Genomic DNA, 21212 nt, shown 5'->3' on the forward strand with positions numbered 1-21212 from the left:
CTACAGCGGCCGGATCGCCAGGTCCCCCCGATACACCGTATTCGCCAGCGTCTCCGCATGCGCGCGGTGGGGATCCGGCTCCGGCGCCAGGTTCAGCGACAGCGTATGCTCCGCCAGTTGCTGGCAGGTCATGAAGCGCACATCGCCCAGCTGCTTGAGCTCGGTCAGCAACGTATCCAGCACCGCGATACGCGCCGCCCGCGTCGAACCGAAATCCCCGCGCAAGTTCAAGGTGAGCGGAATCAACGTGCCTTCGGCGTGCATCGCCGCGATCTCATCACGCCAGATCGTCTGCAGACGCGCATGCGTATGGCGAGCCGAATACACCGGCGCATCGTCCAGCGCGAACGTCGAAGGCAACTCAACCAGCTTCTTGTCCCCCGACAAGCCGAACACGTAGGGGTAATCGGCGTCCTGGAAGCTGGCGTCGTAGATAAAGCCCAGATCCGCCAGATGATCCAGCGTCCTGGACGACAACTCGCCGCCCGGCGCGCGGAAGCCCTGCGGCGCCACTCCGGCAACATCGGCGAGAATGTCGCGCGACGCCTTCAGCACCTGCGTTTCCTTATCGCCCAGCGTCGCGAAGTTCTCCAGATCCACGCCACGCGCCGCGATCTCATGGCCGTTGGCGACCAGCTCGCGGATCAGCTCGGGATGCCGCCGCGCATCCGTGCCGGGCACGAAGAACGTCGCCGGCACGTCATGCTTCTTGAACAGCTCCACCAGCCGCGGAAACCCCGCGCGCACCGCATAACGGCCATAGGAATAGCGGCCGAACATGCGTTCGGTGGGGACTTCCTTCAGATCGAAGGACTCGGCGTCGAAGTTCACGGTCAGCAGGACGACCGCGCGGGCGCCATGGGGCCAGGTATACGTGCTCATGCGAACGACACCTCTTCAAGATGGTTGCTGTTGTCCAGGCACCATTGCGCGAAGGCGCGCGACTCCATGAACTGCACGCCGTCGTGCGTCTTCATGTAGGCGATCAGGTCGGACAGCGCCTTGGTGCGCGACGGCGTACCGGAACCCCAGCCCGCGCGCGGATGCAGCGACATCACGAAGAAGCGGTCGTTGCGATAGATGGCGTCGAATTCCGACTTCCATTGCGCCAGCACTTCCGACGGCGGCGTGTAGCTGAACTTGTAGAACGGAAAATCGTCCAGGCTGTAGGTGTTGTTCGGCAGCTCGACGATGACGTCGTCCTGCGCCTTGCCGAAACGCAGCCGGTACGGCCGGTCGTAGTCCTTGTCGCTGGAATCGTAGATATAGCCCAGCGACTTCAGCACCTTCATGGTCTTGTCGCTCTTGCGGCCGGACGGCGAGCGCCAGCCCAGCACGGGCTTCTTGATGATGTCACGCAGGATGCCATCGGTCTTGCGCAGCAGGGCTTCTTCGTCCTCGGCCTTCAGTTCCCAGGCCTCGTGCAGATAGCCGTGCGCGGCGACTTCGAAGCCGTTGCGATCGATGTCCTCGATGGTCGTGGGATGGCGTTCGGCGTCGTAACCGGGGACGAAGAACGTGCCCTTGATATTGTGGCGGTCCAGCATCTCCATATGTCGCGGCACGCCGCAGCGGGCGGAGTAGTTACCCCAGGAATGCTTGCCCAGCGGCGCGATGCCGCGCCCCACTTCGTGGCTGGGACCATCGAAGTCGATGCCGATCAGCACGACGCAGCGCATCGCTTCCGGAAATGTCGTTTGTCTCATCCTTGATCCTTGATGATCGTTGAGGATTCGCCATCAATCCAGCTTGATGTTCGATTCGCGCACTACGGTGCCCCACTTCTGGCGTTCGTTCACCAGGAATTTGTCGAACTCCGCGGGCGGCATATGCGCGATATCGAAGGAACGCGCGCGCATGGTGGCCTGGAAATCGGGCGATGCGTAGACTTTCTCGATGGCCTTGTAGAGCGTATCGACCGTCGATTGCGGCATGCCCGCCGGCCCGAACAGGCCGACCCAGCCCACCGCGCTGAAACCAGGATAGCCGGATTCCGCGATGGTCGGCACCTCGGGCAGCACGGCATTGCGTTTCAGCGCCGTCGTGGCGATGGGCCTTACCTTGCCGGCCTTGATGTTGCCGATCTGCGTGCCGACCAGGTCCAGCATATAGTCCAGGCGGCCGGCCAGCAGGTCCGTCGTGGCCTGGCCCGCGCCGTTGTACGGCACGCCGCTGGCCTTGATGCCGGCGTCGCGGTTGAACTTTTCCACCGCCAGGTGCGATGAACTGCCCACCGTGGTCACGCCATAGTTCAGCTTGCCTGGATTGGCCTTGGCCATATCGACCAGCTCTTTCAGCGTGTGCACCTTGGACGATTCCGGGACGACAAGCACATTGTCGAAGGTAGCCAGCACCGTGATCGGCGTGAAGTCCTTCACCGGGTCATAAGGCAGCTTGGAGTACAGGAACTGGTTCGCGCCGTGCGTGCCGGTCGATCCCACCAGCAAGGTATAGCCGTCCGGCTTGGCCTGGCCCACGAAGGCCGCGCCTATGCCCCCGCCGGCGCCGGGGCGGTTCTCGACCACGATGGTCTGGCCCAGCACCTTGCCCACTTCCTGCGCGACGATGCGCGCCTGGATATCCGTGCCGCCGCCCGCCGCGAAAGGCACGATCAGGCGGATCGCATGCGAAGGATACTTGTCGCCGTCCTGCGCCGTGGCGATGCCCGGCGTGGCGATGGCCGCCGCCAGTCCCAGCGCCGCCGTCATGCGGGCGAACTTGCCCGCGAAAATGCCGCCGCGCGGCAGATCGAATATGTAGGCCTTTTTCATGGCTGATTCCCCTGTGATGTTCTGGAAAATTCCTTACCGCTGCCGCTGCGGCAACTCATACCTGGTGAAGGTGGGATCCAGCGCCGGCAGATTCGCCACCTCCATCACCCCCAGCGCAGGCTGCATGACCACGGTAGACACCGTCGCGCTGCGCGTATCGCGCCCGAAATCCCCGCGCGGCGGCCGGCACACCGACCACGGCGACTGGAAATCATCCAGCAGCGCCCGCTTGACCGAATCCACGGTAATGCGGCCCACATCCGGCGTCAGCAGATCCCGCACGCGCTGCTCGCGATACAGCGTGCATGGCGAAAACGCGATACCCGTGTCCTTCAGCTTGCCCAGCGCGATCGGGCTCAGCCAATGATTCGAATGCACCAGCAGGCCATTCTCCGGCAGCAGCTGGAACGTCTCGTCCGGCGCGCATTCGAAGTTGATCGCGATGCCTTCGTGATGGCACACCGCCATATTGTTCGACCCCGTCTTCGGCGTCGCATACACCGCGTGCAGCGCCCAGGCCAGATACGGGCTTTCCAGGGCCTTGCGGCGGATCAAAGGCAGCGGCACGCCGATCTGCCGGTAATCGCGATCGCACTCCAGGTTGTTCCCCGTGATCGAAATGCCCGCCGAATTGAAGCCCGAACGAGCCAGCATCCCCGCTTCGGTAAACGTCAGCACGTCCGGCCCATCGTCACGCAGTATGCGCAGCACCACGCCGGTCTCCGAGCATTCTTCCTTCCAGTCCCAGTTCTGCGCGTGGATCAACTGGCCGTCGGCGGTCGCCTCGCGCATCACCTTCACCGACGTGCAGCCATCGTTGGTCTCGCCCAGCAGACGCGCGCGCAGCTCCGGCTTGAATGCGAGCTTCATCACTTCCGTACGCGCGTTCAGCAGGAAGATATCCTCCAGGCGCACGCCGGCGCCCTCGGCGATGCCCTGCATCTCCGTCAGGTAGCTCTCGTCGAACTTGCGCACCGCCGGGATGTAGCTGTGGATGATCTTGTCGATCTCGCTGCGCTCAAGCTTCCATCGCGCGGCCTGCTCGCTGTAGTGCTCGATGGAGCGGGCGATGCGCTTCTTGGCCTGTTCGCCATAGGACCGCCCCCGCGCCAGCGGCGCCCCGCTGATCTCGTAAAGGGGAAACGGCGTCACTTGCTGCCTGCTCATCGATGCTCTCCAACGCTGCCTTGTTACAGGATCGGTACAAATCGTAGAGGCGGCAGCTCATATCATCAAATGATTTATCCGGAACATATAATGCTTTTTTTGATATGAATAGCCGGCCACCGTGGAACTGGATACGCTGCGCAAGGTCAATCTGAACCTGTTGACCGTTTTCGAACTGCTGATGGAAACGCGCAGCGCCACGGAGACGGCGGCGCGGCTGCATACGACCCAGCCGGGCATCAGTAGAAAGCTCGCCGAATTGCGCCGGCTGCTGGCGGATCCCCTTTTCGTCCTGATAAAGCGGCAGCTCGTCCCTACCCCCCGCGCGCTGGAAATCCGCCCTGTCGTTCGCGAAGCTCTAGCCGCCATCGGCGGCATCATGGAAGACGGCGGCGCCTTCGATCCACTGAAGTCATCCCGCACCTTCCGCATCGCCGCGCGCCACACCATCGAATGGATGCTGGCGCCTGGCTTGCGCAGCTATTGCGACAGCCACGCGCCCGGCGTGCGATTCAGCTTCGTCAACATGCAGGGCGTGGCGCTGCCGGAAAAGCAGCTGGAGGATCACTCCATCGACATCGCGCTAGGCCGCTTCGAAGAAGTCGGCGGGCGTTTCCGCACGCATGCGCTCTATGACGACGATCGTGTCTGCCTGCTCAGAAAGGGCCATCCCTCCGCGGGCAAAAAACTTACCCCGGGTAACTTCTGCAAATTGCGCTTCGTGACCACCACCGACATGTTCGGCAAGGACAACGAAGTCGATGCATGGCTGCGCAAGCTGGGCCACCAGCGGCGCTTCGACTTGTACGTCTCCAGCATGAGCCATGTGCCCTTGATTCTGCTGCAGACGGATCTGGCGGTGACCATGCCGCGCAGGCTGGCGACGTATGTCGCGCAGTTTCATCCGCTGCATGTGCTTGAACTGGGTTTTCAGTTGCCCAAATCGCACTACAACATGGTCTGGCACGCCCGGTGGAACGACGTGCCGTCGCATGAGTGGATGAGACGAGTGGTCGCGCGTTTGATGACCACGCCCTGATAGCAAGAGCAACGCCCAATGCGCACAGCTACTCTTCCACTATGTTGCCCGTGTCGTCCTGAAATGAGCGGAAGCCATAGAACGCTTGTGCAGGCCAGCTATCGTCGGTAAGCGAGCACGCCTCGAGTTGCGCGATACGACCATCGTGACCGAGCCAGACGATAAAGCTGACCAAGCCCAGCCTCGGCTGTTCCGCAAAGCACTTATGCCGGCGGGTAACCGCGAACAGGAAGACCGGTCTCCGCGCGCAGAATCGTCACGAGATAGACCGTGCAGTCGCAATAGAACACGGTAATAAAACCAACCCCGGTTTCGCGCCGCTGTTTCACAGTAAGGTGAGGAAGCTGCTCGCGCATTCCAATAATCCAGTCAGCGTCGCCTCGAAGGGCCAGCTTCATGACTTTCAGCTCGAATGGTTCTGGCGTAGCGCACTCTATTTGCTGAATAATATCCATTTTCGCCAGCTCGGTGGCGATTACAGGCGTCGTTGCTGCCTAAGCTAAAAAACTATAGATTTGCCCGTCTCATCATACCAACTGAAATACCACTTCTCGAACCACAATGAATTGAAGCCATCATCGTTTGAGTTGAACGCGGGCTTCACCTGTTCTGGCCATCTTGCGCGCATCATGCGCGACACGCCTTCCGGGCTGGGATCGTCAGGTTGCCGAAGACCATCCACAACTGCCTCATCCGGTCCATACGGCTGGTCGCCGAACATAAACTCGGCAGCCTCCCCTTCCCCAACTCGTACCCACCCCTCACCTTCAAATTTGAGGCGACCTATCCTCATTAGCTCCGTAATACAATACAAGAACACCTCCCTCAGTTCCGCCGCATTAGCGGTCGGATACCGGGGTCGTAGCGCTTCATACACGTGAGAAATTGACTGCAGACCCTCGCATTCCAATGCAAGCGCAATAAGGTCGGAGTGGTTTGGCTTCATATTTGCGGTACTAGGGGCGACATACGTCGGAGAAGGCGTGGCAGAAGGTATACGATATGACCGGGTCCATACCGTCGCAAGCTTCAACCGCCTGATCGCAAACTGGCAAGAAATACAGCGAGGTCTTCCAAAGATTGAACGGACATAGTCGGATCGCCATACGCCTCTAAATTGCCACTTAACCATTGTTCCGTTGAGCGCTTGGCGTGAAACTTCACGATAACGCGCCCTTCGTCCACGTTTACAACGGCGACCAGCGGCACCGCATACTCCGCCGTCCGCCACATGGCAAACACGTACGAGATAAACTGGATAGCTTGCGCTAGAGGCGCTTTGTCGTCGTAGTCCTCGATATGTAAGGAATTAACGAAGCACTCGTATCCCGTACTATCAAAGAACCGCGACCTCGTGACGCTATCAGCCTTACGGAGAAGCGCAGCCAAAAAATAGCATTCGTCCTTGACGTTAAACCCCTCATCGGCAATATTACGAAGAGATCGACAAAGGGGCGGCAATGAATCGAGAGTGGCTAGCAGCGTCGTCATTGCAGAATTAATGTCCATGAGAGACCGCCGATCATATCGGCTTTGTGCCTATTAGTGGAAATCGATACCTTCTGATCGCTATCCCAGTTCTTGGGTAAAACGCCAGCCAAAACCTTCACACGCTTTGCACAACGCCAGAGCGAGCTCTTGGCTTTCCGGTGCACCAAGAGAGTCCCAGCTATGCAGACCACACTGCAGCATGATATTCACGAGCCGTGGGGTGCCGTTGAAATACATGACGTCCCACAGGATGTCTCTCGAAATATCACGGCCTGAGTCGCCCTGCTCTAGCAGGTAACGAAGGAGACCAACATCCCGCTTGTCGCTGATGTCCCTTCTATGAGTCGCTTCGATTAGACCGCTATCCAGAGCAACACATAGGAAATCGGTAACGGCCGCCCTGCACGCCTGCACGTTTTCCCCATACTGCCCCCCGTGGAAACTTGTCAGAGTACCGTTCGGCGTGAAGTCATCCAGGCTTGCAATGATCAGCTGGCGCTGATAGTCAAGCAACGTGGGCGTATGCATGGTTTTCATCTCACGTACTAGTCTCCCGCCCCGACGAGTCGGCCCACTCAGTATGCCTCAATGCCAAGAGAGAGTCAGCCGATCCCTACAATGTCCCTCGATCTCGAACCTGGATCAACTTTCGCTTAAGTACACAGACACCAAAAAGTCCGGGCCAAGCTCCTTCTGCAACTGCTCCGCCAAGTGTCGCCCGCACGCCTCGAAAGCACGCCTGGCTTCCGGTGTTTCAAAATCGGAGGCTGCGGGGTCGTCCATATTCAGGATACCGTCATACGTGCGCGCCCACTCCATTAATCGTGATTTAAGATTATCCGAGATCGGAAGCTCATCCGGATCGATATCTCTGTATGGGCCGGACAAATCCCATACAGGATAGCAGTGATAATCTGCCATTAGTTTTATTTTTTTCATTTGGCTTGATTCCCAACGTCCACGCGATTACAGCCGAATGAACAATGTCTCAACAGCAGCCCTTTTACCCTCGCTACCACCGCGCCAGCCCCATAAATCCGTTGGTAATATGCGCCAATGTATCGTCGTCGATGGGGGAGTCCGCGCTCAACCTCACTATACTGCCGGACACCTCATCGTTGACGAACTGCCATAGTGCGCGCACGTTTCGCCCTTCAGTCGCCAGCCGAAAGGTAAATCGGCCGCTCATATCTGTCAGCGTCGCACCACGCAGACTCTCGTCCCCCAAGCCGGCAACAAATGCGTCCCATGCCGCGCAGTCGATCCATACACTCCGGCCATACAGCAAATTACCGTTAAACTGCTGGATTTCTATGGAGATATGTAGCCGCATTGATGGAATTTGTTGGTCTATCTCAAGCAATTCCATGCCAAATCGAATTGGTTTCTGGATCTGGATTTCCATAGCATCAGTCACCAAGTCACCAAGCGTCCTTCTCCGACAACCACCCCGCCTCCAACCGCTCTCGCAATAACGCCTCGTCCATGACGCACGTACCAGCAATTTACGTCGCTCTTCCGTAAGCTGGCCCACTTGCCATGATTTCTCGCCATCCCATAGCCACCAATTATCGACTTTTCGCGTTTCTGGGTCTGGCCCGCCCTCGTGAAAGAGCGGTGTTTGGCGGAAACGGACAGGTACTTCGCAATGCGCCACCTTACTGATGAGGCCTTCACGCAGAGCAGATATTGAGCGGCGCTCTCTCTTGCACATTATCCGGCATTATCTGCCGAGAGAAAGAGATGACCATTACTTAGCTTTTTTGGAAGAAGCGCGTTCGCCACTATCTCCGGTACAGCGATAGACGACGATACATAAAGTGCCCTGTCCAAGAAGGGACCATGTTCGGAACGAGCGGCAATAGCGGTGGTGCTAGTGACGACAGCCCAGTCTGGCTCCCATGCGTCGACTAAAACAGATACTAAGTCCTTACAAAACTCCGCGATGCATGGCTCAAGTATGGAGGGCAGGCTAATTACCACAGAGTTCGAAAGGCCCGGCACGGTAGAAAAAAGCCCACATCTCATGCTAAGCGATGAAGCTCCTTCATGGTCGCCGCCGTTCCAGACGCCTATGCTGAAACCTAACTCCTCCATCACCACGCCGTCTATATCCCTATGGTTACGGCCAGCACTGAATAGTGCAGAAAGCGCTTCGAGCGAACAATCCAGTGGTTGCGCCGCAAGCGCTTGCCGACGAGTACGTCCCTTCGCCCTCCACCCTGCCAAATATGGAGAAATCTTAGACAGCGATGACACGAGTCTATTCGCTCGAGCCGCGCACGCAGCGGCCGACTCTTTCCGGGGCCCCCAATAGGCCGCTGCTATGTATGTTTCCAAACTACTATCCTGGTTTTGACGGTCAATGGGCGACGGCGTTTCCTGCGATGGCCCTACTTCCAATAGTTGGTTAAATGCAGTTGGTTCGGCTAGTGGGGCAACGCTGCCGCTCAATTGCGCTATTCCAAATCGATCTCCGGTAGCCACCCAGCCTCCAGCCGTTCTCTTAATAACGTATCGTTCCACGCAGCCCGGATCGGAAGCTTGCGCTGCTCAGGTGTTAGCTCACCTATTTGCCAGGATTTTTCCCCATCCCATAGCCACCAGTTTCCAACCTTACGCGTTGAAGGATGAGGTATCCCGGCGCGGAAAAGCGGAGTCTCCCTCGCATGTAGTGGTACAGCGGAATGGCCCACTTTGACGACCAGCCCTTTGCGCAGGGCTGTGTCCACGGCAAAGAAAACCCAGAAATTGGTTTCCCGCTCGATAAGCTCCGCCCAGTTCTCCAGCGTTCGGGCCGGATCCTCCAAGGGAAAAACGCGAATTAAGGAGCCCATGAGCTTATTTTTTTTCACAAACTGAAAGAAACCGGGTCCTTTCTTGGTCTCTATAGCGTAAACATCACCGGGACGAGCCATGCCAAAGTCCTCCGAATTCACTCTGAATCGCTGGCTATCGCGCAGGCTATTTGCCGTAACGAACAGCATGTACGCAGCCCGCGCATTTATCCGCCCGCTGAGCTGCCATGCAGAGGCTCGGCGTTTTCGTTTATCGAGATCGCCCTATGCACCGCCTCTTGCCAGTCCTTCCACGCCCCTTGGTCTGCCGGACCATGTCCCCCAGTTATATGCCAAGAGAGAGAACCAAGCAGTCCTCCAATTTCGTCCGCTTTGGTCCGCTCATATTCCTGCTCAAGGAAATAGAACATCGATCGATACGCCTGCTCTATTGTCAGTTTCTGTTCCTTCATGATTTCCGTCGTTTAAATGCCCCCGCTTCTAACGGAGTGCAGTTCTAGCGGCCACGTATTCGACTCTTTTTCGAGGCATCAAAAGCGCGGCGTGCGGTATACGTGGCCGTCCGGCCTTTGGGTCAAAAAATATATTGTTATCCAGATGCGACCTTACACTCGATCGGATCTCCCTAACCATGTCGGCATCATCATGCACGTCAAACAATGATTTGGTGAGCTGGATATACACAGCATCGTCGGATAGGACTTCTACCTTGTACGCTGGTGCGGAAAGCAGTTTCTCTAACCCGAACAAGGCTATATAGGGTGGGCCAAATATCTGCGCCCATAAAATATCCGGCAGGTAACGCGCGATAGTGTGGGTGAATACGAAGAAGTTCGCGTTGCTTGTGGCGAGGCCGTTTTCCCTTGCTGCATCGCGGTATCCCAATGAAGGGCTTTCGCAGCACGCGTAATCGACGCCCCAACGCAGTGCGACATGCTTCAAATACTGCAACAGGGCCTCCACATGGTCATCCATATCGGCGGCCAAGTACAACGCGTGGTATGCATGTTTGGCAGCTCTACCACGCGGCGAAATACGTTTCTCCACGACGCCCCATCCTCTGGGAACGACTTTGCGCTTCCATAGGATGCTCGTATCGCGGTCCAGTTCAGACCGGATCTGCTCCATGTCCATCGGCCTGTTTATGGGCTCGGTATAGCCCCAGTACTGCGGCGCGCACACTGGCATGCTACCCATAAAATCATCAACAAAGTCTCCGAACTCTTTTCCGCTACTCAAAGCAGAGGAAAGCAGCGCCGTACCGTCGACGTCTATACGTACTCGCTTCATCTTGATCGTAGGGCCCTCATGACCGATATACATTCTCTGGATCACACCGTCCAGTCATGCCGATTCTATGCGTAAAAATAGCCAAAAGCTTGGTTCCTTACGAACGCCGCCCACGGAAGGTCAGCTCTTTATTAATCGGCTCTCCCAGCGCGCTGAGGAGCCATGCGTGGCAGTGAGACGCAGGAATCCTCTAGGACGGCCGCGAGGGTCTGTAACTGGTGCATCGATGGGGTGAACAATATAGTACTGTGCATCCTTATCGTCTTAATAGTCGTCCGCGCTACTCTGTCATGGTGCCCATCGCGGCCTCGTTTTGTCATCATATTAACAGCGCGATCGCGCCCCATCTCTAATAATTAGAATATCGTCGCCGCAATCTCACCATATCAAGACCTTGATACGAGGCCGCAAGTAATCAAAGCTCGATACCTCTCAGCTTATACGCCTTCAAGATAGCGCCCTCGACCACTGGGGCACTCTGTACAGCCCACCTTTCATAACCTGACCTCCATGTGCCAGGAATCTCCATTTCTGACGCGGGCGGACTGACTCTACGAGACCTAACTTCGTAGCAGCTTCACAATGTGCTCTAGCCACGCATCGCCCGAAGGCCAATCGGCCAAATAGGTATAGCAGCAGCCAAGTTTTCCAACAATAAGGCTTTCTAAGTCTGGTTCACTGAGCCTCATTGCGAGAATAGCCAGTATGTCCCCTATCGCGGTGGCCACCTCGCATGGACTGCTATGTGCGATGAATTGCCGAATCGCATCATCTGCTGTGCCAAAGATCACATCAAAATCTTGGTTCAGATATGCCGAAAGCATCTGTCTCGCTGTAGCGAATTTCACCGCCATCTGTATGGATCGCCTGTGATGATTCCGTAACGACTGGACATTGTAGGTCCCCTAGCAATAACACCCCGAATGTACGTCTATAGATTTTTCTGACCATATTCCTTCTGCTACTAAAACCCTTCCCCGCTGCCTTGACAAAACATCCGGTACCCTGGGTCTTATCGCACTATCGAGAGTCGGTTTCCGGCAGCCACCCAGCCTCGAGACGCTCTCTCAATAACGTATCGTTCCAGGCAGCCCGGATCGGCAGTCTGCGCTGCTCCGGCGTAAGCTTTCCTATTTGCCAAGATTTCTCACCGTCCCACAACCACCAGTTATCGACCTTACGCGTCGAAGGATCGGGCACCCCCGCACGGAATAGAGGAGTCTCCCTTGCATGCAGTGGCACAGTGCGATAGCCAACTTTGGCAATTAGTCTCCTGCGCAGGGCTGCATCTACAGGGAAAAAGATCCAGAAATTGGTCTCTCGCTCTATAAGCTCACTCCAGTTTTCCAGCGTTCGGGGCGGGTTCTCCAAGGGAAAAACGCGCACTAAAGCGCCCATCAGTTTGTTTCTCTTAACGAACTGAAAGAAGCCCAGCCCTTTTTTTGTTCCTATAGCGTAAACGTCACCGGGACGAGCCATACCAAAGCCCTCTCAATTCATTTTTAACCGTCATAGGTGGACCCGCGTCGAGACAAAAAACGCGGCCTACGGTATGCGTGTTCGGCCGGGGCCGCCGGGTCAAAGAATATGTTGTTATCCAAATGCGATCTTATCCGTGATCGAATATCTCTTACGCGACCGGGATCAGCATGCAAATCAAATAGCGATTCCGCGAGCTGCATATACACGGTACCCTCGGAAAGGAGCTCCACCTTGAAAGCGGGAGCGGACAGCAGCTTATCCAAACCGAACAGAGCTATATAAGGCGGACCGAATATCCGCCCCACAAATATCGGGAAGGCAACGGGCAAAGGCATGAGTGAAAACAGCCCCATCAATTAGCCGCATCTGGAAAGTGTTTGAGTTGCCCTAATTTTGCAACTCCGTATTTTAGCGAAGCTGGCTCGGCGAAAGCCGGGCGATGCAATTCAAGTTCTCTACGACGCCACAAGCTTCCCGTCATCAGCAACCCATATCACCGCCGGTATGCTATAGAAATAATCAGTCAACGCCACATCATTTTCCTCCGCAGCATGTGCCGGCCATTGTGATCGAAGAAGTGAAGTGATTATCTCCGGCGATACTCGCCATTGTGCCTGCTCGTCCTCGATGGTCAATTGGGGTGCCGGGTTGGAGGGTGATATATAACAATCAGCTCCGGGGGCGACAAACCTGATTTTTCCTTGGCGAAGCAGGCAATCTATGACACAGAAGAAGGCTTCCCTACGTTCCTCAAATGAAAAGTTCGGATTCCATCCCCCAATAGCGCTGAACAGGCCGCTTATCCAGAGCCCGAACGATTCGCTCACTATCTGATCGATGTGCTCAATCTGTCTCATCTGCGCCCCACTTAGCAAGCTTTATCTCGTGACTCCGAGTGGTATCAACCGCGGCCCTGGAAATATCAATCGTGCAGACCGGTCCGGCCCCCGCTACCAAAGGAGGAAAACGTAGATCCTAGGCACATATTGGCGTGCAACTGGTTAGTCATTTTCGTTTCATCAGAGAGGCATTGCGCCGGGCCGCCGTACTGCGCTTTCAAAACACATGACTAGGACCACGTATAAGTTATCTCCCGCAAGACGCTCAATATAGCGACGCGCGACGTCACCGCTCTCTCCGACGCTAGTGCCGTCGTAATGCCAATTATCGTAAGTCGCCTCGAATCGCTCCCCTTCGACCTGTCGATATATGTCTCCGCCCAGAACGATCCAACGCTGTTCCTCGAAAAGCCCAAGTGCAGTCGCAACATCGGCCACCCGAAGTGCCGCCTCGTTTAGTCCGTTTTCAAATTAGGCTGTGCCCACATCGAGCATAAAATTCCAGTACTGCGGATATAGGCTTCATTTTCTCGGAACAATAAGCGATGGTTGATGGACCCAATGGGCACCCAAATATACTCAAACGCTCCCTGGCGACGCCCGATATAACTAGCTTCGGGGTGTGACGTGCCGCCACATCAACCACCTGGGTAACAGTTGCGTTTTACTTCAGCCAAACAGCTCTGCGAAAGTTGCGACGATTGTGTTCACCCAGGGGTCCTTCTCCGGCAACCACCCCGCCGATCGACTGGACAGCTGTTGATGAGGAGATCCATCGAACAGCCCTGATTTTGGTTCCCCCACAGCAAAGGTATTCGTTGCTGGGTCGAAGACGAATTCGCGCCCCTTCCGGCGAGTACTAATTTTTTAACGCACCGACTGCAGTTTCATCCGTGACCATAATCAAGCCTGGTACCGGCCCTGACCTTGAAAACACTGGCGTAATCGGCTCTCCCAGCGCCCTGAGGCCGTACCGTCGCTTAACCAAACGCCGTTTTTCAGGTATTTCGCAGTCTTAAGAAACCCGGCAGATCAGATCTGCATCACGGTCAGTTCGTATGGGCAGCTATGTTTGGCAAATGCCCGAATCGCGTTATCGGCCGTGTCAATGACCATATCAAAGCCCAGAAAACACTACCCGTACGAGTTTTGCACCCAGACGCTCCAGACTAAGAGCCCTGCAGAGTTCCGTCAGCTGCCACCCACAATATGGCAGGCATGTCATAAAAGTAGTTGGTAAGCGCGATATCGTTCTCTGAAGTTACATTCACCGGCCAATGAGATTTCAGGTACTGCACAATTGTGTCGCTTTCGGTATCCCACACTTCATACCCCTCCCGCCAAAACTCATTCGGCGGACAGAATTTTACTTTCCCTTCGTCCAGCAAACGCTTGACTAAAGAGAAAAAAATTTCTCTTTGCTCTTCCAAATTAATCCCAGGATTCCATCCCTTTATGGCACTAAAAAGGCTTGATAGCCAAAGGCCAAACGAGGATTGCAATATATCATCGAGGTGATTGATGTTCATTCGGACCTCTCATTAGAAATTTTATCTCCTTACTGGCAGACGTTCCTATCGCGTCGCGCGGAATGTCGATAGTCCAAACAGGCCCAGTTTGCGATTCGGACGAGGAAACATTACGGAGTGTAAAGTTACCAAACGGCGTTTCGATCGTATAGCGTACGCCTGTGGTGCCACGAATGGTTAGAGGTACCGGCGGTGGCAACGACGACGCGCCGGAAAGCCGCAAGAAGTATTTCGCCACTTGCTCGTCGGTCGCGCCAGAAAATACCGCTGCATTTCCCGAGTTCGGTAGCTCGGTGAACGTAGATTCGCCCAGCTGAATGCTTCCCGGTGCTTTAGATGAGAAAAGGCCCCTCACCTCCTGCAAGGCAGACGTACTTGTTCCACCCCCGTCTTGGTATATCAGTGTTGGGCCGCTGCTGTTTTCTAGCGGGGTGGCTGTCGTTTCTCCCCCTTGAGGCCCATTGTTAATTTGCCCGGGCACAGAAATCGGGGGCAGCCACAGTCCAGGCCTGCCCGGTGTGGCGATGCTCGTTTCGTCAGCTATCGGCGTAGTGAACGGGCCGGGCGGTTCTATCGGGTTAGCATCACCATAACCAGGGAGTGGATCCGAGAACCAACCGCCCCACATGAGGTTTCCCAGCGCTTGCGCGCCGTACGCTGAGACATCGCTCAAGACCCTCCAAGCGCCTTGCAACTGCTGCGCTATGACTTCGTTGGGGCTAAGGGGCTTTTGTTGGCCGAGACCTGGAAAACCATCTGCAGTGCCCAAGACCGAACCGATGGAGCCACGTGGCGGCGCCACAAACACCCTCGGCGGAGCCATGGCCCCTTGATTATTCTCGAACTCGATCTGCGCTGCCGCCGTGAGCGCGGCCAAGGATTGCGGATCCAGAGCCGCCCCTATGCCGGCAACCAAACCCATAATTAGATTCTGGCGTTGCTCACGTTCATTCGCGGTCAGGTCCTTCGCCGGCTTCTGCGTCGACCCCGAGATCAGCTCACCCAGCACAACACTGGCCGATGCACCCAGCGCGCCAGCGCCGCAGCTACCTCCCTGCGCCGCCGCGCCACCGCACGCCACCGCACGCCAGAATGGCATGCAACGCCACATGCCCCGCGGACCCTTCCCCGCCCAACGCATCCGCATACTTCTTGATCTGCGCGGCGCCCATGGATTGCAGAACATTGATGGTCGCCGCCTGTACGGCCTGCCCTACACCACCAGTGACGTTGCCCGCCAGGGCCGCAGTCCCGGCCGTCAGGATCATCCGATACGTGCCGCCCTGTACCCACTGCGCGGCATCGTTCAGCTGAGCCTGCAGACTGTCATGCAACGGACCTTCCGGAGGCGCCGCGTCCAAGGCTTTTTTCAGCGCGTCATACTCCTGCGCCTTGCTTGCCAGGAAGGTCCCGGTTTCCTTCTGGAACGTGGTGACGATGTCAAAGCCGGCCTGAATCTTCTCCTTGTCGAAGATCGGGCTGAGGCTGTTCAAAGTGTCGGAGGTATCGCGATTCAGCGACGCGATGGAATCCGCGACCGACTTCCCAGTCAGCGCCAACTGGCCATCGCTATCGCGAATGACAATGGTGCCGCCGCTGATGGCGCTTTCAGTCGTCGATCGATCACTACCGAGGGCTGCTACGACCGTGGGCGGAAATGCCGACGCGCCTCCCTTCGACGGCACAGTGGTCGATCCTCCGCTATTGACCTGTTGAGCGCCGCCCCATGAATAACCGCCACTCAACCCGACTTGATAGCCGTCGTACTTGGCGACGTTCTTGATGTCCTGAGTGACCAGCGTTCCGGTGCTCAGGAAATTCAATCCGTCAGCCACCGCCTTGTCGCTGCTGGCAATGACGCTACCGATCAACGTGGTGTTGTCCTTCACGTTGATCTGGAAGCCACCGTCGCCAGCCCACAGCCCGGTCTGTTCCGTTACGGTCTTGAAGTTGCTGTTCAGTGCGCCCTGGCTGTAGCTGCCATACACCGAGCTGCTGCAATAACCATAGCAATAGGTCCCGCCGGCTGAGGCACTTTGGTTCTTGGAATGGTAGGTGCTCTCGTCCTGCAGGCTCTGTAGCAGAAGATTACCCCCCACCGACGCGAGAATGCGATCAGCCTTGCCGGAGGCGCCGATCAGCGACGTATCACCACCGGACTTCAGGCCGAGCGCGCTTCCGGCGGTGACGCTGCTATTCGTCCATGTCAGGTCGTCGCCGTCCTCCGTGCTGCGGCTGGCGGATACGCTGCCCTTTACGATGAATCCCGCGCCATAGCCGCCATTACCGTCAGTGCCGATCATCACGCCAACGCCGACGGTGCCATCGACACTTTTGGTCTGGGTATCCTGGTGCCTGGTGTTACTGGCCGCCTTCATCAGGATGTCACCTTCGGCGACCAGCACGGCGTTCCTGCCGGCGGATAGCGCGGAACCTAAGACGGTGATGTCTGAATCCTTGCCCGCGCCGGTAGAAAGGATGGTGAGGTCGTTGCCCGCCGCCACGGTGGATCCGAGGACGGTGGTCGAGCTACGATGCGTCGTCGTGGAGCTGGAACTTGCGCCGTAGTCGAGCGTGATAGTCCCGCCGCCGCCGCCCCCTTCGCTCGGGGGGCGCGTCACCGCGTTCAGTGCGTCATTGGCAGCCATGCCAGCACTGACGAAGGCCAATGCCTTCATGATGGGATTGTCGGTTTTGGATGACGCGGTACTCATCCGGTCGATGGTTTCAAAGGCATCCATCACCGGACTGCCGGCGTTGATGCTGAAACCGCTTTGCTTGACTTCGTGGAACTCCTTTTCCTGGTTGGTGTTGCGACCGGCCATGAGCGTGCCGTCGCCCTTCAGATCGCCGTCCTGCACGACCAGATAGACCTGCGGGACCAGCACGGTCTGCGTGCTGCCGTCCGGCAGCGTGACGGTCTGGTCGACCAGCCACACCATGTCGCTGGTCAGGTGCTTCATCTGCTCGTCGCTCAGCGGCGTGCCGATTTGCAGGCCATATTGCTGGGCGAAGGTGGCGCCGGCGGTCAGCAGGGCCTTGTATTGGGTTTCGTTGTCGGTGTAGTCGCCGACGAAGCGCTGGCCCGTGGCGGCGATGATCTGGTCGGTGACCAGTTTCTGTTCGTAGAAGCCGTCACCCAGGCGCTTGAGCGTGTCGGCGTTCTGCAGATAGGGGTTGGTGCCCGACTTTCCTCACTGGAAGTCAAGTTCGCGCGCAACTCTTGGAGGTCCGCACAAACCCGTCGCGGCTCAAGCACCAATTGATGGCGTAAACCTTGCGATCAAGTTCTTACACGCTTGCTCGGCAAAACCCTTCGCCCATTCCTCAGTCCGCAGAAATTCGGCCTCCAGCGCGTCCAGTGCGGTCGCGGACCACAGTGGCCGCTGCGCTTCATGTGGCAGATGATCTGTTTCAGACTGAATGACCAGAAAAACGTGAAAATCGGGATCCTCGTCGGTAATTCCACTCAAGCGACGCTTGATGTCGACGACCTGCACGGCTCCCTCAAAAAAGGAAAGCTCTCCTGCCAACATAGCTTCAGCTAAAGCCACGATTTGCCTGCGCGCTAAGACCTCACCATCATTCATGTTATGACCATCATTTCAACTTGATCGACTTCGGTTCTACGACTTGACCAGTCACCGTGTTTTGATAGGCATGGATTTCTAATTTAGCTCCATCAGAAGATATATAGGAGCTGCTGCTAACCTTACTCCAGTCGGTCGCCTTTCCACCGTACTCGGCAGCCAGTCGGGGCGCATCTCTCAAAGGAGTATTGGTTCCACTTCCCGCGATCTTAATACCGTTTCCAGAGAGAATCTCCGAAAGTTGCTCCTGGCTTGCCAGCGACTTATTGAGGTTCAATCCATTTACTGAGTTTGCCGGGCTATCGCGCCCCATCGGTCGGCCCAACGCATCGCCGTCCAATGTACCGTTTTGGATGCCTCGCTGGGCAACCTCGATTTCCCCTTTTGCCTTCGTGACGCCCGCCCCACCCCTTCAGTCATCACGGCCATTACAAACTCAATGGCTAGGTCGAGCATTTTCTTGTTCGTACCAGCTTCGCTCTCCCTCAAACTCGCCACCTGTGCAGCGGTCAAGTATTCGCCCGATATCAGCTGCTCATCTGATACGGTCTGAAAGCTCCGGCCGAGCTCGTCTGCCGCGATCTGCTGAACGTTCAACAACATACTGTCGTAGTACTTTTGTGCCGCATGAATCTGCGCCTTGACGATATCAGCCTGGAGGCCTGTAGCGTCTTTAGCAAACTCTTGCAACGCGGCAAGGTCCTCGGCGATATCCGCGATTTGAACGCTACAAGAAAACTTGTCTTTGCATCCCCCCACCGCGCCCGCATAGCGGTCGTAGCTAGCTTTCTCAAGCCTGACTATGTCGGCCTTCGCGTCCAGCTCACACTGTGCTTCCTTGCAGTTTTTCAATCTTTGTTGGGCGGCGACGTACTCGTTGATCTCGCTCGGCAGCAGGTAGTTTTTTTCCGTCTCAACAACCGCCGAAGAGGTCGCCGACGCGATGTTTTTTCCTGTGATTAGGGCGATGCCTTCGACTATGGACGCGACGAGATTGCGTCGATCCTCCTTTTCTTGCGGGGACATGGCTTGCGTATCGCCACCCAAGACGGAGTTGATCACCGAGCCTGCAGCGGCTCCCAAAGCGCCTGCACCGCACGCTGTACTGCTAGCGGCTTCTCCGGCGCAACCGACGATCGCGTGCAATGCGGCACGCGCGGCTTCCGCGCCTGGGTTTGTACGAGACGCCGATCCAGGAGCCGCGTCCGCGTCTCTACCCAACGCGTCTGCGATCTTCTTGACTTCACTCGCGCTCAGCGACTGAAAGTAGTTGACCGCACCCGCCTGGAGCATCTGTCCAACGCCACCGCTTACGTTGCCAGCCGTCCCTGCGAGTACCGCGTTCAATACGATTCGGTACTTGCCGCCTGCTCCCCATTTGCTCTGAAGCTCCATGGCTTGTTGCAAGGCGGCTTGTTGTTCGGCGGGGGGTACATCCTTGTCCGTCGCTATCTTTAGTAGATCTGCGATGTCCTTCTGGCGATACGACAAGAAGGTGGCAGCCTGCTGCTGTGCCGTGGTGACTATCTCGAAGCCCGCCTGTATCTCCTCCTTATCGAAGATGGGACTCAGGCTGTTCAGCGCTCCCGTTGTGTCATGGCTCAATGAAGCGATGGTTTCGGCAACGGTCTTTCCAGTAAGCGCCAGTTAACCATCCGGATTGCGAATAATGATGTCGGCCGCGCTTATCGCGCTGTGCGTTGTGGACTTGTCGCTTCCGAATGCTACCGCCCAGGTGGGAGGCAGCGCTGACGCGCCACCACTAGTCGGCTGGGTAGCTCCACCGCTATTGACCTGTTGAGCGCCGCCCCAGGAATAGCCACCGCTCAACCCAATCTGGTAGCCGTCATAGTTTGCCGTGTTCTTGATATCGTGGGTGACAAGCGTTCCCGTGCTGAGTTGATTCAGCCCATTTGCAATGGCTTGATCGGTACTCGCGACGACGCTGCCCACGAGGGTTGTATTGTTTTTGACGTCAATCTGGAAACCACCATCGCCGGCCCATAAGCCGGTTTGCTGAGTAACCGTCTGGAAATCGCTGTTGAGCTCGCCCTGGCTATAGCTGCCGTATACAGAGCCGTTATTGCAGTAACCGTAGCAGTAAGTACCGCCAGCGCTCGCGCTCTGATTGGTCGAATGATAGGTGCTCCGATCCTGGAGACTCTGCAATAAAAGATCGCCGCCGACAGAGACCAGAATCTGATTTCCCTTTCCTGCTGCCCCGATGAGCGACGTGTCGCCTCCGGAGCTAATGGCGAGGATATTGCCGGCAGTGATACTGCTGTTGGCCCAGGTAAGATTATCTCCGTCTTCGGTAGCTCGCCCGGCAGTAGCGCTGCCCTTGACGATGAAACCCGCACCCCAGGTGCCGTGTCCATCGGTTCCAAGCATCACGCCTGCGCCAATCGTGCCGTCGACGCTTTCGCTATCCGTGTGCTGGCTCGACGTGCTGCCGACTGCCTGCATCAGGATGTCGCCGTCTGCCTTAAGAATGGCGTTATTGCCTGCCGACAACGAGGATCCCAACACCTTGATGTCGGAGTTCTTCCCGGCTCCAGTTGCCACAATCGTGAGATCGGCGCCGGCTGCGATCGTCGAACCGGAAACGGTACTTGACTCGCGGGTTGTGGTTGAAGAGCTCCTGCTGGCACCGTAATCGATGGTGATAGTTCCAGCCCCGCTGCCCCCTTCTTTCGGAGAGCGTGAGACCGAGTCTACGGTGTTACTACCAGCCAGTCCTATCGTCCCCAGAGCCAACGCCTGCATGATCGGATTGTCTGTCTTCTGCGCCGCGGTGGTCATCCGATCCGCGATCTTCACCATCTCTTGAACCGGACTGTCGATGGTCAGCGTGAAACCGCTTTGCTTGACTTCGTGAAACTCCTTCTCGTGATCAGTGTCGGCCACGGCGGCGATGGTGATGTCGCGACCAACCATGCCGATGTCACCCTGGCGCGCGACGACGTTGCTTCCGATGACCTGCAGGTTCTCCCCTGCGTTGATTAAGACATCGCCCTGTACGCTGCCCACGGTGCTGCCGGTATGGAAAACCTGGGTCCCATCCAACGTATCGGTGCTTTCCTTGTGGCCCTTGCTGAATCCACCCAAAGCGCCCCAACCCGACCGCGTTTCGCGTAGGTAATGGTTATCGTCGGTAGTGTTGGCCGCCGCATCGATCGTAGCGTTCCGCTCGGCGCTTATCGTCGTGTCGTGCAC

At 56.9% G+C, this 21212-nt stretch carries 26 protein-coding genes; 2 read left to right on the forward strand and 24 right to left on the reverse strand.

The genetic code is table 11. The features are described from left to right. The 4 genes from ACNA0R_RS03940 to ACNA0R_RS03955 are packed head-to-tail and all read right to left on the reverse strand — an operon-like array spanning window position 1 to window position 3938. Window positions 1–882 carry a polysaccharide deacetylase family protein gene (locus ACNA0R_RS03940; protein WP_415824616.1) on the reverse strand — a complete coding sequence of 294 codons (882 nt, stop codon included), beginning with the start codon at window positions 880–882 and terminating at the stop codon, window positions 1–3. Beyond that, window positions 879–1706, reverse strand: coding sequence for a polysaccharide deacetylase family protein (locus tag ACNA0R_RS03945; RefSeq protein WP_415824617.1), 828 nt, complete (start codon window positions 1704–1706; stop codon window positions 879–881). Before ACNA0R_RS03945 ends, ACNA0R_RS03940 begins: the two co-directional genes overlap by 4 nt. A 33-nt stretch (window positions 1707–1739) precedes the next feature. Continuing rightward, the gene (locus ACNA0R_RS03950) at window positions 1740–2771 is read right to left on the reverse strand and encodes a Bug family tripartite tricarboxylate transporter substrate binding protein (RefSeq protein WP_415824618.1); all 1032 of its coding nucleotides are present in this window, start codon (window positions 2769–2771) and stop codon (window positions 1740–1742) included. Between the two features lie 33 nt (window positions 2772–2804). Next, window positions 2805–3938 (reverse strand): C45 family autoproteolytic acyltransferase/hydolase, encoded by a 1134-nt coding sequence (locus ACNA0R_RS03955; RefSeq protein WP_415824619.1) that lies wholly within the window; start codon window positions 3936–3938, stop codon window positions 2805–2807. Window positions 3939–4059: 121 nt separating this feature from the next. On the opposite strand from ACNA0R_RS03955, the gene ACNA0R_RS03960 reads away from it, so the two are divergent. Next, complete coding sequence (locus ACNA0R_RS03960; protein ID WP_415824620.1) at window positions 4060–4977, forward strand: LysR family transcriptional regulator; 918 nt, start codon at window positions 4060–4062, stop codon at window positions 4975–4977. 203 nt (window positions 4978–5180) lie between these two features. Here ACNA0R_RS03960 and ACNA0R_RS03965 read toward each other — a convergent pair whose 3' ends face one another. The 16 genes from ACNA0R_RS03965 to ACNA0R_RS04040 all read right to left on the reverse strand — a co-directional run bounded on the left by ACNA0R_RS03965 (window position 5181) and on the right by ACNA0R_RS04040 (window position 17369). Then, window positions 5181–5432: a hypothetical protein gene (locus ACNA0R_RS03965; protein ID WP_415824621.1), complete on the reverse strand. Its 252-nt coding sequence runs from the start codon at window positions 5430–5432 to the stop codon at window positions 5181–5183. Window positions 5433–5476: 44 nt separating this feature from the next. Then, window positions 5477–5698: a hypothetical protein gene (locus tag ACNA0R_RS03970; protein WP_415824622.1), complete on the reverse strand. Its 222-nt coding sequence runs from the start codon at window positions 5696–5698 to the stop codon at window positions 5477–5479. A gap of 308 nt (window positions 5699–6006) precedes the next feature. Next, window positions 6007–6468 carry a hypothetical protein gene (locus tag ACNA0R_RS03975; RefSeq protein WP_415824624.1) on the reverse strand — a complete coding sequence of 154 codons (462 nt, stop codon included), beginning with the start codon at window positions 6466–6468 and terminating at the stop codon, window positions 6007–6009. Window positions 6469–6546: 78 nt separating this feature from the next. After that, window positions 6547–7005: a hypothetical protein gene (locus tag ACNA0R_RS03980; RefSeq protein ID WP_415824625.1), complete on the reverse strand. Its 459-nt coding sequence runs from the start codon at window positions 7003–7005 to the stop codon at window positions 6547–6549. 105 nt (window positions 7006–7110) lie between these two features. Further along, window positions 7111–7407, reverse strand: a complete 297-nt coding sequence (locus ACNA0R_RS03985) for a hypothetical protein (protein WP_415824626.1) — start codon at window positions 7405–7407, stop codon at window positions 7111–7113. Window positions 7408–7480: 73 nt separating this feature from the next. Next, a complete protein-coding gene (locus ACNA0R_RS03990) occupies window positions 7481–7873 on the reverse strand; it encodes a hypothetical protein (RefSeq protein WP_415824627.1) in 393 nt (130 codons plus the stop codon). A gap of 308 nt (window positions 7874–8181) precedes the next feature. Continuing rightward, complete coding sequence (locus tag ACNA0R_RS03995) at window positions 8182–8994, reverse strand: Imm52 family immunity protein (RefSeq protein ID WP_415824628.1); 813 nt, start codon at window positions 8992–8994, stop codon at window positions 8182–8184. Further along, on the reverse strand, window positions 8928–9455 hold the full coding sequence (locus tag ACNA0R_RS04000) for a hypothetical protein (RefSeq protein ID WP_415824629.1): 528 nt from the start codon (window positions 9453–9455) through the stop codon (window positions 8928–8930). Before ACNA0R_RS04000 ends, ACNA0R_RS03995 begins: the two co-directional genes overlap by 67 nt. 17 nt (window positions 9456–9472) lie before the next feature. Next, on the reverse strand, window positions 9473–9718 hold the full coding sequence (locus tag ACNA0R_RS04005; RefSeq protein WP_415824630.1) for a hypothetical protein: 246 nt from the start codon (window positions 9716–9718) through the stop codon (window positions 9473–9475). Between the two features lie 28 nt (window positions 9719–9746). Beyond that, window positions 9747–10556, reverse strand: a complete 810-nt coding sequence (locus tag ACNA0R_RS04010; protein ID WP_415824631.1) for a hypothetical protein — start codon at window positions 10554–10556, stop codon at window positions 9747–9749. A gap of 560 nt (window positions 10557–11116) precedes the next feature. Further along, window positions 11117–11410 carry a contact-dependent growth inhibition system immunity protein gene (locus ACNA0R_RS04015; protein ID WP_415824632.1) on the reverse strand — a complete coding sequence of 98 codons (294 nt, stop codon included), beginning with the start codon at window positions 11408–11410 and terminating at the stop codon, window positions 11117–11119. Between the two features lie 166 nt (window positions 11411–11576). Continuing rightward, window positions 11577–12035, reverse strand: a complete 459-nt coding sequence (locus ACNA0R_RS04020) for a hypothetical protein (RefSeq protein WP_415824633.1) — start codon at window positions 12033–12035, stop codon at window positions 11577–11579. A gap of 458 nt (window positions 12036–12493) precedes the next feature. Beyond that, the gene (locus ACNA0R_RS04025) at window positions 12494–12895 is read right to left on the reverse strand and encodes a hypothetical protein (protein WP_415824634.1); all 402 of its coding nucleotides are present in this window, start codon (window positions 12893–12895) and stop codon (window positions 12494–12496) included. 1151 nt (window positions 12896–14046) lie between these two features. Continuing rightward, window positions 14047–14406: a hypothetical protein gene (locus ACNA0R_RS04030; RefSeq protein ID WP_415824635.1), complete on the reverse strand. Its 360-nt coding sequence runs from the start codon at window positions 14404–14406 to the stop codon at window positions 14047–14049. Then, complete coding sequence (locus ACNA0R_RS04035; RefSeq protein ID WP_415825034.1) at window positions 14384–15505, reverse strand: hypothetical protein; 1122 nt, start codon at window positions 15503–15505, stop codon at window positions 14384–14386. The genes ACNA0R_RS04030 and ACNA0R_RS04035 overlap by 23 nt, the downstream gene beginning before the upstream one ends. Further along, the gene (locus ACNA0R_RS04040) at window positions 15453–17369 is read right to left on the reverse strand and encodes a hemagglutinin repeat-containing protein (protein ID WP_415824636.1); all 1917 of its coding nucleotides are present in this window, start codon (window positions 17367–17369) and stop codon (window positions 15453–15455) included. Before ACNA0R_RS04040 ends, ACNA0R_RS04035 begins: the two co-directional genes overlap by 53 nt. On the opposite strand from ACNA0R_RS04040, the gene ACNA0R_RS04045 reads away from it, so the two are divergent. Next, a complete protein-coding gene (locus ACNA0R_RS04045; protein WP_415824637.1) occupies window positions 17361–17672 on the forward strand; it encodes a hypothetical protein in 312 nt (103 codons plus the stop codon). The two genes, ACNA0R_RS04040 and ACNA0R_RS04045, sit on opposite strands and share 9 nt — an antisense overlap. Here ACNA0R_RS04045 and ACNA0R_RS04050 read toward each other — a convergent pair. The 4 genes from ACNA0R_RS04050 to ACNA0R_RS04065 all read right to left on the reverse strand — a co-directional run. Continuing rightward, complete coding sequence (locus ACNA0R_RS04050; protein WP_415824638.1) at window positions 17658–17996, reverse strand: DUF2489 domain-containing protein; 339 nt, start codon at window positions 17994–17996, stop codon at window positions 17658–17660. The two genes, ACNA0R_RS04045 and ACNA0R_RS04050, sit on opposite strands and share 15 nt — an antisense overlap. A gap of 10 nt (window positions 17997–18006) precedes the next feature. Beyond that, complete coding sequence (locus tag ACNA0R_RS04055; RefSeq protein WP_415824639.1) at window positions 18007–18273, reverse strand: hypothetical protein; 267 nt, start codon at window positions 18271–18273, stop codon at window positions 18007–18009. 5 nt (window positions 18274–18278) lie between these two features. Then, window positions 18279–19601 (reverse strand): hypothetical protein, encoded by a 1323-nt coding sequence (locus ACNA0R_RS04060; protein ID WP_415824640.1) that lies wholly within the window; start codon window positions 19599–19601, stop codon window positions 18279–18281. 42 nt (window positions 19602–19643) lie between these two features. Then, window positions 19644–21212 (reverse strand): hemagglutinin repeat-containing protein (locus ACNA0R_RS04065; RefSeq protein ID WP_415824641.1); only part of this gene is annotated, 1569 nt, incomplete at its 5' end.

The sequence above is a fragment of the Bordetella sputigena genome, from assembly GCF_965137885.1.
In the GTDB taxonomy this organism is placed as follows: Bacteria; Pseudomonadota; Gammaproteobacteria; order Burkholderiales; family Burkholderiaceae_B; genus Bordetella_C; species Bordetella_C sputigena.